The following is an 11737-nucleotide window of genomic DNA, read 5'->3' as shown; positions in this document are numbered from 1 at the left end:
ACCGCATTCTGTCTGAAGGAATGCGGTCAAAATGTGGCAGCGAGCTTGCTCGCGATGGGGCCCCTTAAGACCCTTACAGATCGGCCAGGATGTCGGCCATGTCATCGGCATGCTCTTCTTCCTGGGCCAGGATGTCTTCGAAGATGCGCCGCGTGGTCGGGTCTTTTTCGCCAATGTACTGCACGATTTCCCGGTAGCTGTCGATGGCGATCCGTTCGGCCACCAAGTCTTCGAACACCATTTCCTTGAGCGTATTACCGGCCACGTACTGGGCATGGGAATGCCGGGTCAGCAGGTCGGGGTTGAACTCCGGTTCGCCGCCCAGTTGCACGATGCGTTCGGCGAGCCGGTCGGCGTGCTCGGATTCTTGGTTGGCGTGTTCGAGAAACTCGCTCGCCGCGACGCTGGCCTTCAGGCCGGTGGCCATGAAGTAGTGACGCTTGTAGCGCAGCGTGCAAACCAATTCGGTGGCCAGTGCTTCGTTCAGCAGGCGGATGATTTCCTGGCGATCGGCGTTGTAGCCTTCGGTGACGGCGCCGTTCTGGACGTTCTGGCGGGCACGTTCGCGCAGGGTGGTGACGTCGGATAAGTGCATGTCGCTCATCTCGTTCTCCTGGAGGCTGATCCGGTAGGGCGCCACGCTCTGCTGGCGTGGTCGCTCTAGTTCTGAGTGACGCGACCCTGGAAAAGTTTTACCGGATTTTTCAGTGTGTGCCCGGATAAGCGGGCTTCTTCCTCCACCCATTGAAAAAATGCCCGAACCGGCGGATGCCGTTCACGGCCAGGGACGCACAGCGCGCTGTAGCCGGCACCGTCGATTTGGATCTGCGGGCGATAGCCCACCAGCAGGCCACTGGCGACGCTCTGTGAAACCAGGATATTGCTCGCCAGCACCAGCCCTTGCCCGGCAATCGCCGCTTGCAGGGCGTAGTGTTCTTCATCGTATTCACGCATACACGGCTCGCGGATCAGCCAGGTTTCGCCGGCCTGGGCGCACCACGTCTCCCAGCCATGGGCGTACAACTTGGAATTGTGCCAACGCACGCTGATCAACGTCGGCGGTTGCCGGGTAGCCAGCGCCACTTGTTCCGGCGAGCCATACACGCCGAAGCTTTCATCGAACAGGCACAGCCCGTACAGGTTCGAGTAGGTGTCCAGGCTGTAACGCACCACCAGATCGACGCTGGCGTCCTGGTGCAGGTCGATGACGTCGCAATGGGTGTCCAGCCGCACGTTGATGTTCGGGTGGCGCGCATAGAACCGGCCCAGGCGCGGCACCAGCCACAGGGCGGCAAACGCCGCGGTGGTGGAGATGGTCAGGTGGGTCGTGCTGCGTTGCGGGCGCAGGCTGTCGACGCTTTGTGCAACGTCCAGCAATGCCCCGTGCAAGCTCTGGAATAAACGCTGCCCGGCATCGGTGAGACGCACCCGGCGCGGCAGGCGTTCGAACAATGGCATCCCCAGCCAGGTTTCCAGCGAGCGAATCTGGTGGGAAATCGCCGTTGGCGTGACTGAAAGCTCTTCGGCCGCGGCCTTGAAGCTGAGCAGCCGGGCTGCGGACTCGAAGGCTCGCAAGGCATTGAGGGGCAGGGTGGCGAACATCGGAAAATCTCCAATGGATGAATACAACTCATCCTGATCAATTAACGCTCATTTGAGCCTGAGCGCTACAACGTCTCAAGCTGCAAGCCACAAGCAGTTCCGATTGTAGTCGCAATGAAGGAGTTACAGATGAGCAGCATTCTTGTCGTACACGGCAGCCCGCGCGGCGAGCGTTCCCATTCCCGGCGCTTGACGGAAGCGTTCATAACGGCCTGGCAGGCCGCCAATCCTCAGTCCTTGCCGACCCGCCGTGAAGTCGGCCGCACCGTCATGCCTGCGGTGAATGAAGCCTTTATCGCCGCGGCGTTTTATCCAGAGCCTCAGGCGCGGCCGCTGACCATGCAGGCCGACCTGGCGTTGAGCGACAGCCTGGTGGCGGAGCTGAAGGCCCACGACCGGTTGGTGATCTCGGCGCCCATGCACAACTTTGGCGTGCCCAGCGGTGTGAAGGCCTGGATCGACCAGATCGTGCGCATCGGCCTGACGTTCAATCACAGCCTGGATAATGGTGTTTCGCAGTACGAGCCGCTGGTGCTGGGCAAGAAGGCGCTGATCGTGACCAGCCGTGGCGATTTTGGCTTCGGTCCCGGCGGTCCGCTGGAAGCCATGAACCATGCTGACACGTGGCTGCGAACCGTCCTGGGCTTTATCGGCATCAATGACGTGACGGTGGTGGCGGCCGAAGGCGAAGAGTCGACCGAGCACAGCTTCGCGCGGTCCTGCGCCGAGGCCGAGCAGCGCTTGCTGGCGCTGGCCCGGACGTTCTGATGGCCTGGGTCCTGCTGTGATCGGGCTGAAGTGACATTGCTGTCATAGACTGGTCATCATCGGCACTGATGCTGACCCCTCTTGATCGCAAGGATGTCGCCATGTCGCAACGCTGTGCCACTCGCTACCCGCTGGTACTGGTCCCGGGCATGCTCGGTTTCATTCGCCTGGTCTTGTATCCGTACTGGTATGGCATCGTGGAGGCGTTGCGCCGGGGCGGGGCGGTGGTGATCCCGGTGAAGGTCTCACCCCTGCATTCCTCCGAGGTGCGCGGTGAGCAGTTGTTGGCGCGGATTGAAGAAGTGCTGAAGCAAACCGGCGCGCAGAAGGTCAACCTGATCGGCCACAGCCAAGGCAGTCTGACCGCTCGCTATGCCGCCGCCAAGCGTCCGGACCTGGTGGCGTCGGTCACGTCGGTGGCCGGCACCAACCACGGTTCCGAATTGGCCGATTACCTGCAGACCCACTACCCGGCCGACAGCGCCAAGGGGCGGTTGCTCAGTGCCCTGCTGCGACTGATCAACGTGCTGATGTGCTTGCTGGACACCGGCTATCGCGGGCCACGATTGCCGGCTGACCTCGATGCCTCCCACGCGTCGCTGACAACCGCCGGGGTGGCGCTGTTCAATGAACGTTATCCACAGGGCTTGCCTTCCACTTGGGGTGGGCACGGCCCGGAAGAGGTCAATGGCGTGCGTTATTACTCCTGGTCCGGAACGTTGCAGCCGGGCAAGACCGACAGGGGCCGCAACCTGTTCGACGGCACGAACCGAAGTTGCCGGCTGTTTGCCCGGACCTTCGTGCGCGAGGCGGGGCAGTGTGATGGCATGGTCGGGCGCTACAGTTCGCACCTGGGCACGGTGATTCGTGATGACTATCCACTGGACCATTTCGACATCGTCAATCAGTCTCTGGGGTTGGTGGGCCGGGGGGCGGAGCCGATCCGGTTGTTTGTCGAGCATGCCGAGCGGTTGAAGGCTGCTGGGGTGTAGATCGTCAGGAGGACCGCGTTATCGTTCTTCGCGAGCAAGCCCGCTCCCACAGATGACCGCGTTCTGTCTGGAAAAACGCGCTCAAACTGTGGGAGCGAGCCTGCTCGCGAAAGCGATGGACCTGGCACCGAACAATGAGATGGATGAAGGTGTAACAGGCTTTGTCTACACTGCACCCCATCGCCGTACCCTTGTGCGGCAACCAGGAGAAACACCATGAAGATGCTCCGTGTGCCTTTGTTGATGATCGGTTTGCTGCTCTGTTCCCATGGCTTCGCCGCCACGGCCCAGCAAACCAAGATGACCACCTGCAACGCGGACGCCACCGCCAAGGCGCTCAAGGGCGACGAACGCAAAGCATTCATGAGCAACTGCCTGAAGGCCGCTCCGGCCGCCGCTACCCCTAGCACGCCCCAGGAGCGCATGAAGTCCTGCAACGCCACCGCCACCGAGCAGGCGCTGAAGGGTGACGCTCGCAAGACGTTCATGAGCGAGTGCCTGAAGAAAAAATAATCGATTCGTGGGGCCGGCACAGCCACTGCAAAAAAACACCTGAACTGCGACCAAGGTCGGCCGATACAATCCCTAGTGCTGCCAGTGGATCGCTGGCAGACTGCCAATCCTTTCACGCCGTTTTTTGTCCTGGGGCTGTATGCCAACGTTTTCTCAGCGTCATGTGTTGTTGGTGATCAGTTGGGTGATCATTTTTGGTGGGTTGTTGCTGGTGTTGCCGCTGCGCCTGTTGCCGAGCCTGTTGGCCGGGTTGCTGGTGTTCGAACTGGTCAACATGCTCACCCCGCAGTTGCAACGACTGATCGAAGGCCGGCGTGCCCGTTGGCTGGCGGTGGCCTTGCTGGGCACGCTGGTGGTGAGCGTGCTGTCGCTGATCTTCGCCGGAGCCATCAGCTTCCTGCTGCATGAAGCAGAGAACCCAGGCGCATCCCTCGATAAATTCATGGGCGTGGTCGACCGCGCCCGCGGGCAATTGCCGCCGTTCATCGATGCCTACCTGCCGGCCAGCGCGGCCGAGTTCCGGGTGGCGATCAGTGATTGGGTGAGCAAACACCTGAGCGACTTGCAGTTGGTGGGCAAGGACGCGGCCCACATGTTCGTGACGCTGCTGATCGGCATGGTGCTGGGAGCGATCATTGCCTTGCAGCGCATCCCCGACCTGACCAAGCGCAAACCCCTGGCCGCCGCGCTGTTCGATCGCTTGAACCTGCTGGTCAAGGCGTTTCGCAACATCGTATTCGCCCAGATCAAGATTTCCATGCTCAACACGTTCTTCACCGGGATCTTCCTGGCGGTGGTGCTGCCGCTGTTCGGTATCCACCTGCCGCTGACCAAGACGCTGATCGTGATGACGTTCCTGCTGGGGCTGCTGCCGGTGATCGGCAATCTGATGTCCAACACGCTGATCACCATCGTCGCGCTGTCGCTATCGATCTGGGTGGCGGTGGCGGCGCTGGGTTACCTGATCGTGATCCACAAGCTCGAATACTTCCTCAACGCCCGCATCGTCGGCGGGCAGATCAGCGCCAAGTCGTGGGAATTGCTCATGGCAATGCTGGTGTTCGAAGCCGCGTTCGGCCTGCCGGGGGTGGTGGCGGGGCCTATCTACTATGCGTATCTCAAGAGTGAGTTGAAGCAGGTGGGGATGGTGTAGGGGGGGCAGCTGCAAGCTTTGAGCTTCAAGCTGCAAGCAAAAGCAAAAGCCAAAGCCCGCCGCGCCGCCGGACTGCTCTTCCTTGACGCTTGCAGCTCGAAGCTCACAGCTGCTTTTTACCCATACCGCTTCATCGCCTCGATCGCCAACCCGCTGCCGATACTGCCGAAGATATTGCCTTCCACATGCCGCGCCTGGGGCAGCATCGCCGAGACGCTGTTGCGTAGCGCCGGGATGCCGCTGGAGCCGCCGGTGAAGAACACCGTATCGACCTGATCAACCCGCACGTTGGCATCGTTGAGCAACTGCGTGACGCTGCCGCGTACCCGCTCAAGCAAGCCGTCGATGGCCGACTCGAACAAGGCTCGGCTCAGGTCCACGCTCAGGCCCGGTTCGATCCGGTCCAGGGCCACGTGGCGCTGGTCGGCGTGGGTCAGCTGGATCTTGGTTTCTTCCACTTCCATCGCCAGCCAATGCCCGGCACGCTGTTCGATCAACTTGAACAGCCGGTCGATGCCGCCGGTGTCTTCGATGTCGTAGCGCATGCTGCCCAGGGCCAGGGTGGATTTCTGCGAATACACCGCGTTGATGGTGTGCCAGGTCGCCAGGTTCATGTGGTGGCTGGTGGGCATGTAGGCGCCGCTTTTCATGCGGCTGCCGTAGCCGAACAGCGGCATCAGGCCTTGCAGGCTGAGTTGCTTGTCGAAGTCGGTCCCGCCGATGTGCACGCCGCCGGTGGCCAGGATGTCTGCGTGGCGGTTGTCGTGCATGCGCCGTTCGGGCGACAGGCGCACCAGGGAAAAGTCCGAGGTACCGCCGCCGATGTCGACGATCAGCACCAGCTCTTCTTTCTCGATGGTCGATTCATAATCGAAGGCCGCCGCGATGGGCTCGTACTGGAAGGAGACTTCCTTGAAACCGATGGCGCGGGCCACGTCGACCAAGGTGTTTTCCGCTTCCTGGTCCGCCAGCTCATCGTCATCGACGAAAAATACCGGGCGGCCCAGCACCACTTCCTCGAATTCCCGACCGGCGGCGGCTTCGGCACGCTTCTTCAACTGGCCGATGAACAATCCCAGCAAGTCCTTGAACGGCATGGCCGTGCCAAGGACGCTGGTGTCGTGCTTGATCAGTTTGGAGCCCAGCAGACTCTTGAGCGAGCGCATCAGCCGGCCTTCGTAGCCTTCCAGGTATTCGTGCAGGGCCAGGCGGCCGTACACCGGACGGCGCTCTTCCTGATTGAAAAAGACCACCGAGGGCAGGGTGATCTTGTCGTCCTCCAGCGCGATCAACGTTTCCATGCCGGGGCGCAGCCAGCCGACGGTGGAGTTGGACGTGCCGAAGTCAATGCCGCAGGCACGGGCCGGGGATACGTTTTTCATGTCTTTCAGGTTCCGGTCGAAAAAACGGCCGCGCAGTGTATGCCAGTGCGAAGCGGATTCGAAGGCCGGTTATCCGCTAATTCGCAAACACTGGCCTTGAAAGACGACGTCACACCCCCAAACTTGCTGGCATGAGCCTGGCAGCCATCGGGCGGACACAAGAACCGCCACCCGCTGCCGATAAACTTCTGATGCACCGTCCGGTCACACTCTTGAGGCCGGTCAACCCCTTGTCCGGACATTCGGGCATGCTGTGCGTGGCGGTGCAACATCGATAACGGATGGTGATGCTTAAGATGGACTTCAAAGACTATTACAAGATCCTGGGTGTCGAGCCGACGGCCGACGATGCCACGATCAAGGCCGCCTATCGAAAGTTGGCGCGCAAATACCACCCGGACGTGAGCAAGGAGAAAGACGCCGAGACCAAATTCAAGGACGTCTCCGAAGCCTATGAAGCGCTGAAAAGCGCTGACAAGCGCGCCGAATACGACGACTTGCGCCGGTACGGCCAGCACGGCCAGCCGTTCCAGGGCCCACCGGGTTGGCAGAGCCGTGGCGGTTTTGGTGGCCAGGACACCGGGGATTTCTCGGACTTCTTCAGTTCGATCTTTGGTAATCGCGGGCCGGGTTTCGGCGGCGGACAATCGGGTCGCAGTGCCGGCCGTCGGGGACAAGACGTGGAAATGGAATTACCGATCTTCCTGGAAGAAACCCTGTCGAACGAATCGAAAAAGGTCAGCTTCCAGGTGCCGCAATACAACGCGGCGGGCCAGCACGTGAGCAATACCAGCAAGAGCCTGAACGTGAAGATCCCGCTGGGGGTGACCGACGGCGAGCGTATCCGCCTCAAGGGCCAGGGCGCGCCGGGCATCGGCGGCGGTGCCAATGGCGACTTGTACCTGACCATTCGTTTCGCCCCGCACCCCAAGTTCGACGTCGAAGGCCAGGACCTGATCATCACCTTGCCCCTTGCGCCATGGGAATTGGCGCTGGGCACGGAGGTGGCAGTGCCGACCCTCACCGGCAAGATCAACCTCAAGGTCCCGGCCGGCAGCCAGAACGGCCAGCGCATGCGCGCCAAGGGCCACGGCTTGCGCAACAAGGCCGGTGAGCGCGGCTATTTGTTTGTTCAGCTCAAGGCCGTGATGCCCAAGGCCAGCGATGAGTCGGTCAAGGCATTGTGGGCCGAGCTGGCGAAGAAAGCCGCGTTCGACCCGCGGGAGAACTTCTGAACCGAGGATCATGGCTAGACTCGACAGCTGAAGCATTGGGAGAAGCAGACCATGAACAACCCGATCATTGAACTGAACCTGATGGAATTCTGTGAGGCCGCCGCATTGGCCGATGTCCATGTAATCGAAATCGTCGAACATGGCATCCTCGAACCTCACGGCACGGCCCCCACGGACTGGCGCTTTACTGATTACGAATTGGTCCTGGCCCGGCGTGCAGCCAAGCTGCGCCGGGAGTTGGAGCTGGAATGGGAAGGCGTCGCCCTGGCGCTGGACCTGCTGGAAGAAGTCCAGCAACTGCGCAGTGAAAACCGCATGCTCAAGCAGCGGTTGGGGCGGTTGGTGGAGTAGATTGTTAAAAAACTGTGGCGAGGGGATTTATCCCCGTTGGGCTGCGCAGCGGCCCTGCTTTTTTTGCGGTTGCTGCGCAACCGAACGGGGATAAATCCCCTCGCCACAAGGTTATGTGCCCATCCAGCGAATCAAGCCTGAATCACCTCAAAACAGAAAATAGCGCTGCGCCATCGGCAACACTTCCGCCGGTTCACACCACAACAGCACGCCGTCGGCCTTGACCTGGTAGGTCTGGGGGTCGACGTCGATGCTCGGCAGGTAGTCGTTGTGGATCAGGTCGGTTTTCTGCACATCGCGGCAGCCTTTGACCACTGCGATTTTTTTCTTCAGCCCAAGCTGTTCCGGCAACCCGGCCTCGGCAGCAGCCTGGCTGATGAAGGTCAGGCTGGTGGCGTGTCGCGAGCCGCCGAAGCTGGCGAACATCGGCCGGTAGTGCACCGGTTGTGGCGTCGGGATCGAGGCGTTGGCGTCGCCCATCAGGCTCGCGGCAATCGCCCCGCCCTTGAGGATCAGCGTCGGCTTGACCCCAAAGAACGCCGGGCGCCACAGCACCAGGTCGGCCCACTTGCCCACCTCGATGGAACCCACTTCATGGCTGACGCCGTGGGTGATCGCCGGGTTGATGGTGTATTTGGCGATGTAGCGCTTGATGCGGAAGTTGTCGTTGCCTTCGCCGTCGCCGGGCAGGGCGCCGCGTTGCTTTTTCATCTTGTCGGCGGTCTGCCAGGTGCGCGTGATGACTTCGCCGACACGGCCCATGGCCTGGCTGTCGGAGCTGATCATCGAGAAGGCGCCGAGGTCGTGGAGGATGTCTTCGGCGGCGATGGTCTCGCGGCGGATGCGGCTTTCGGCGAATGCCACGTCCTCGGCGATGCTCGGGTCCAGGTGATGGCAGACCATCAACATGTCCAGGTGTTCATCGATGGTGTTGCGGGTGAACGGCCGGGTCGGGTTGGTGGAGCTGGGCAGCACGTTAGGGAAGCCGCAAGCCTTGATGATGTCCGGCGCATGACCGCCACCGGCGCCTTCGGTGTGGTAGGTGTGGATGGTGCGGCCCTTGAACGCGGCCAGGGTGGTCTCGACGAAACCGGATTCGTTGAGGGTGTCGGTGTGGATCGCCACCTGCACGTCGTACTGGTCGGCCACGCTCAGGCAGTTGTCGATGGCCGCCGGGGTGGTGCCCCAGTCTTCGTGCAGCTTCAGGCCGATGGCGCCGGCCTTGACCTGTTCGACCAGCGGCTCCGGCAGACTGGCGTTGCCCTTGCCGGTGAAGCCGATGTTCATCGCAAAGGCATCGGCGGCTTGCAGCATCCGCGCGAGGTGCCACGGCCCGGAGGTGCAGGTGGTGGCGTTGGTCCCGGTGGCCGGGCCCGTGCCGCCACCGATCATGGTGGTGACGCCGCTCATCAGCGCTTCTTCGATCTGCTGAGGGCAGATGAAGTGGATATGGGTGTCGATCCCGCCAGCGGTGAGGATCATGCCTTCACCGGCAATCACTTCGGTGCTGGCGCCGATGGTGATGGTCACGTCGGGCTGGATGTCCGGGTTGCCGGCCTTGCCGATCGCCGCGATGCGCCCGTCCTTGAGGCCGACATCGGCCTTGACGATGCCCCAATGGTCAATGATCAGCGCGTTGGTGATCAGCGTGTCGACGACCTCGGCGGCCAACAATTGGCTCTGGCCCATGCCGTCGCGAATCACCTTGCCGCCGCCGAATTTCACTTCTTCGCCGTAGGTGGTGAAGTCCTTCTCCACTTCGATCCACAACTCGGTGTCGGCCAGGCGGACCTTGTCGCCGACGGTGGGGCCGAACATGTCGGCATATGCCTGACGACCTATTTTCATTGCAAAGATCCTCGCATATGAGCTGCAAGCTTCAAGCTGCAAGCCTCAAGTAAAAACAAAGCAGGGGGAGCGCCGCAAACCGCTGTTTCTTGCAGCTTGCAGCTAGAAGCTTGCAGCTGAAGTCATTCACAAGCTGCCCATGATTCGTCCGGCGAACCCATAAACCCGCCGCAACCCGGCCAGCTCGACAAGCTCGACTTCCCGACTCTGGCCCGGCTCGAAGCGCACCGCCGTGCCCGCCGGGATGTTCAGGCGCATGCCACGGCTGGCGGCGCGGTCGAAGGCCAGGGCGTCGTTGGTTTCGAAGAAGTGATAGTGCGAGCCGACCTGGATCGGTCGGTCGCCGCTGTTGGCGACATTCAACGTGAGCGTGCGGCGGCCGACGTTGAGCTCGATGTCGCCGGGTTGGACCTGGTATTGCCCTGGAATCATTGCGGTTGCCCCAAAAGCTTGTAGTAGATGGCGGTCGGGGTGTAGGTCCCGTCCGGGCTCTGGCAGTAGTCGGGCAGTTCGCCGACACGGGTGTAGCCCATGGCGCGGTAGAACGCCTCGGCCTCGGAGCCGGCCTCGGTGTCGAGGTACAACAGGCCACGCTTGTGCTGGCGGGCGCCGAGTTCCAGGGCGCTCATCAACTGCTGGCCGAGGCCCCGGCGGCGGGCCTCGCCGCGCACCAACAGCTTTTGCACCTCGGCGCGGTTGCGGCCGTTGGGCTTCTGGCACAGGGCAAGCTGGACGCTGGCCTGCACCTGTTCATCCTTGACCACCACCCACAGCAGCAGGTGGCCCTGGTTGAGACTGGTCTGGACCTCGTCGAAATAGGCCCGGGCCTGGACGGCATCGAGGTCGGCCATGAACCCGACGCTGGCGCCATAACCCACGGCGTCGAGCAACAGATCGATCAGGCCCTGGCGATAGTGCGCAAAGCTTTCAGCGTGGACTCGACGCAACTGGGCGGCGTTCATCGGTATCACTCCTTGTCGATGGCGGGCGGTGGCGCCCCGGGATTGAGGACCAACTGCATGAAAGTCAGGTCCAGCCAGCGGCCGAACTTGGTGCCCACCTGCGGCATCTGCCCGGTGGTGACGAAGCCGACCCGCTCATGCAGGCGAATCGAGGCTGCGTTGCCGCTCTCGATGGCCGCGACCATGACGTGTTTATCGCAGGCCCTGGCGCGCTCGATCAGGACAGCCATCAGCAACGGGCCAAGGCCGTTGCCGCGTTGATCGCTGCGTACGTAGACCGAGTGCTCCACGGTGTGACGGAAGCCGTCGAACGGCCGCCAGTCGCCGAAGGAAGCGTAGCCGAGCACGTTGTCCTCGGCGTCAACGGCGACGAGCACCGGGTAGCCCTGGGTTTGCCGGGCGCTGAACCAGGCCTGGCGGTTGCCCAGGTCCACGGCCTGCTCGTTCCAGATCGCCGTGGTGTTGAGCACGGCGTCGTTGTAGATCTCGCGGATCGCCGCCAGGTCGGCGGGCTGTGCGTCACGAACATGGGCAGTCATGGCGTGGCCTCAGGCGATGGGTTGATGGACAGTGACCAGTTTGGTGCCGTCGGGAAACGTCGCTTCGACCTGGATTTCCGGAATCATTTCCGGGATGCCTTCCATCACCTGCTCGCGGCTCAGCAGCGTGGTGCCAAAGTGCATCAGCTCGGCCACGGTCTGGCCGTCACGGGCGCCTTCGAGCAGCGCGGCGGAGATATAGGCCATGGCTTCCGGGTAGTTGAGTTTCACGCCCCGGGCCAGTCGTCGTTCGGCGACGAGGCCGGCGGTGAAGATCAGCAGCTTGTCTTTTTCGCGTGGGGTCAGGTCCATGTGCAATCCATAAGGGCAGATAAAAATTTCTTGCGGTAAACACAGGTCCCCTTGTGGGGGATCCTCTGTGGGAAAGCATA

Annotated in this window: 14 protein-coding genes; 6 read left to right on the top strand and 8 right to left on the bottom strand. The window is 62.0% G+C overall.

Features of this window, described 5'->3' with window-relative positions:
• Window positions 1-73: 73 nt before the first annotated feature.
• Window positions 74-604: a ferritin-like domain-containing protein gene (locus AB4N42_RS28545; RefSeq protein WP_030140123.1), complete on the bottom strand. Its 531-nt coding sequence runs from the start codon at window positions 602-604 to the stop codon at window positions 74-76.
• A 56-nt stretch (window positions 605-660) separates the two neighbouring features.
• Window positions 661-1602, bottom strand: a complete 942-nt coding sequence (locus tag AB4N42_RS28540) for a LysR substrate-binding domain-containing protein (RefSeq protein ID WP_323154780.1) — start codon at window positions 1600-1602, stop codon at window positions 661-663.
• Window positions 1603-1731: 129 nt separating this feature from the next.
• On the opposite strand from AB4N42_RS28540, the gene AB4N42_RS28535 reads away from it, so the two are divergent.
• The 4 genes from AB4N42_RS28535 to AB4N42_RS28520 all read left to right on the top strand — a co-directional run bounded on the left by AB4N42_RS28535 (window position 1732) and on the right by AB4N42_RS28520 (window position 5028).
• A complete protein-coding gene (locus tag AB4N42_RS28535) occupies window positions 1732-2370 on the top strand; it encodes an FMN-dependent NADH-azoreductase (RefSeq protein WP_217861132.1) in 639 nt (212 codons plus the stop codon).
• Window positions 2371-2471: 101 nt separating this feature from the next.
• Entirely contained in the window at window positions 2472-3362 is an 891-nt protein-coding gene (locus AB4N42_RS28530; protein ID WP_030140120.1) for an esterase/lipase family protein, read from the top strand.
• Between the two features lie 216 nt (window positions 3363-3578).
• Window positions 3579-3875: a PsiF family protein gene (locus tag AB4N42_RS28525; RefSeq protein ID WP_460115675.1), complete on the top strand. Its 297-nt coding sequence runs from the start codon at window positions 3579-3581 to the stop codon at window positions 3873-3875.
• Window positions 3876-4014: 139 nt separating this feature from the next.
• Window positions 4015-5028, top strand: a complete 1014-nt coding sequence (locus AB4N42_RS28520) for an AI-2E family transporter (RefSeq protein ID WP_030140118.1) — start codon at window positions 4015-4017, stop codon at window positions 5026-5028.
• 116 nt (window positions 5029-5144) lie between these two features.
• Here the strand turns inward: AB4N42_RS28520 and AB4N42_RS28515 are convergent, their stop codons facing one another.
• The gene (locus AB4N42_RS28515) at window positions 5145-6410 is read right to left on the bottom strand and encodes an Hsp70 family protein (RefSeq protein WP_217861135.1); all 1266 of its coding nucleotides are present in this window, start codon (window positions 6408-6410) and stop codon (window positions 5145-5147) included.
• Window positions 6411-6706: 296 nt separating this feature from the next.
• Between AB4N42_RS28515 and AB4N42_RS28510 the strand changes: the two genes are divergently transcribed.
• Together AB4N42_RS28510 and AB4N42_RS28505 are read left to right on the top strand one after the other, a co-directional pair.
• The gene (locus AB4N42_RS28510; RefSeq protein WP_030140114.1) at window positions 6707-7645 is read left to right on the top strand and encodes a DnaJ C-terminal domain-containing protein; all 939 of its coding nucleotides are present in this window, start codon (window positions 6707-6709) and stop codon (window positions 7643-7645) included.
• Window positions 7646-7696: 51 nt separating this feature from the next.
• Window positions 7697-7996, top strand: coding sequence for a chaperone modulator CbpM (locus AB4N42_RS28505; RefSeq protein WP_030140113.1), 300 nt, complete (start codon window positions 7697-7699; stop codon window positions 7994-7996).
• Between the two features lie 147 nt (window positions 7997-8143).
• Here AB4N42_RS28505 and ureC read toward each other — a convergent pair whose 3' ends face one another.
• The 5 genes from ureC to ureA form a co-directional block, all read right to left on the bottom strand.
• Window positions 8144-9844 (bottom strand): urease subunit alpha, encoded by a 1701-nt coding sequence (gene ureC / locus AB4N42_RS28500; RefSeq protein ID WP_460115673.1) that lies wholly within the window; start codon window positions 9842-9844, stop codon window positions 8144-8146.
• A 126-nt stretch (window positions 9845-9970) separates the two neighbouring features.
• A complete protein-coding gene (locus AB4N42_RS28495) occupies window positions 9971-10276 on the bottom strand; it encodes an urease subunit beta (protein WP_030140111.1) in 306 nt (101 codons plus the stop codon).
• Window positions 10273-10806 (bottom strand): GNAT family N-acetyltransferase, encoded by a 534-nt coding sequence (locus AB4N42_RS28490; protein WP_249876328.1) that lies wholly within the window; start codon window positions 10804-10806, stop codon window positions 10273-10275. The genes AB4N42_RS28495 and AB4N42_RS28490 overlap by 4 nt, the downstream gene beginning before the upstream one ends.
• 5 nt (window positions 10807-10811) lie before the next feature.
• Window positions 10812-11345 carry a GNAT family N-acetyltransferase gene (locus AB4N42_RS28485; RefSeq protein WP_030140109.1) on the bottom strand — a complete coding sequence of 178 codons (534 nt, stop codon included), beginning with the start codon at window positions 11343-11345 and terminating at the stop codon, window positions 10812-10814.
• A gap of 9 nt (window positions 11346-11354) precedes the next feature.
• Entirely contained in the window at window positions 11355-11657 is a 303-nt protein-coding gene (ureA, locus tag AB4N42_RS28480) for an urease subunit gamma (protein ID WP_007907366.1), read from the bottom strand.
• Window positions 11658-11737 lie beyond the last annotated feature (80 nt).

Source organism: Pseudomonas sp. H2_D02 (assembly GCF_054677635.1).
Note: the sequence above shows the minus strand (reverse complement) of the source record. Positions and strands in the feature narration are given on the sequence as shown.

Coding starts and splice junctions, on each gene's coding strand:
- AB4N42_RS28545 (WP_030140123.1), bottom strand. CDS start 604: ATGAGCGACATGCACTTATCCGACGTCACCACCCTGCGCGAACGTGCC.
- AB4N42_RS28540 (WP_323154780.1), bottom strand. CDS start 1,602: ATGTTCGCCACCCTGCCCCTCAATGCCTTGCGAGCCTTCGAGTCCGCA.
- AB4N42_RS28535 (WP_217861132.1), top strand. CDS start 1,732: ATGAGCAGCATTCTTGTCGTACACGGCAGCCCGCGCGGCGAGCGTTCC.
- AB4N42_RS28530 (WP_030140120.1), top strand. CDS start 2,472: ATGTCGCAACGCTGTGCCACTCGCTACCCGCTGGTACTGGTCCCGGGC.
- AB4N42_RS28525 (WP_460115675.1), top strand. CDS start 3,579: ATGAAGATGCTCCGTGTGCCTTTGTTGATGATCGGTTTGCTGCTCTGT.
- AB4N42_RS28520 (WP_030140118.1), top strand. CDS start 4,015: ATGCCAACGTTTTCTCAGCGTCATGTGTTGTTGGTGATCAGTTGGGTG.
- AB4N42_RS28515 (WP_217861135.1), bottom strand. CDS start 6,410: ATGAAAAACGTATCCCCGGCCCGTGCCTGCGGCATTGACTTCGGCACG.
- AB4N42_RS28510 (WP_030140114.1), top strand. CDS start 6,707: ATGGACTTCAAAGACTATTACAAGATCCTGGGTGTCGAGCCGACGGCC.
- AB4N42_RS28505 (WP_030140113.1), top strand. CDS start 7,697: ATGAACAACCCGATCATTGAACTGAACCTGATGGAATTCTGTGAGGCC.
- ureC (WP_460115673.1), bottom strand. CDS start 9,844: ATGAAAATAGGTCGTCAGGCATATGCCGACATGTTCGGCCCCACCGTC.
- AB4N42_RS28495 (WP_030140111.1), bottom strand. CDS start 10,276: ATGATTCCAGGGCAATACCAGGTCCAACCCGGCGACATCGAGCTCAAC.
- AB4N42_RS28490 (WP_249876328.1), bottom strand. CDS start 10,806: ATGAACGCCGCCCAGTTGCGTCGAGTCCACGCTGAAAGCTTTGCGCAC.
- AB4N42_RS28485 (WP_030140109.1), bottom strand. CDS start 11,345: ATGACTGCCCATGTTCGTGACGCACAGCCCGCCGACCTGGCGGCGATC.
- ureA (WP_007907366.1), bottom strand. CDS start 11,657: ATGGACCTGACCCCACGCGAAAAAGACAAGCTGCTGATCTTCACCGCC.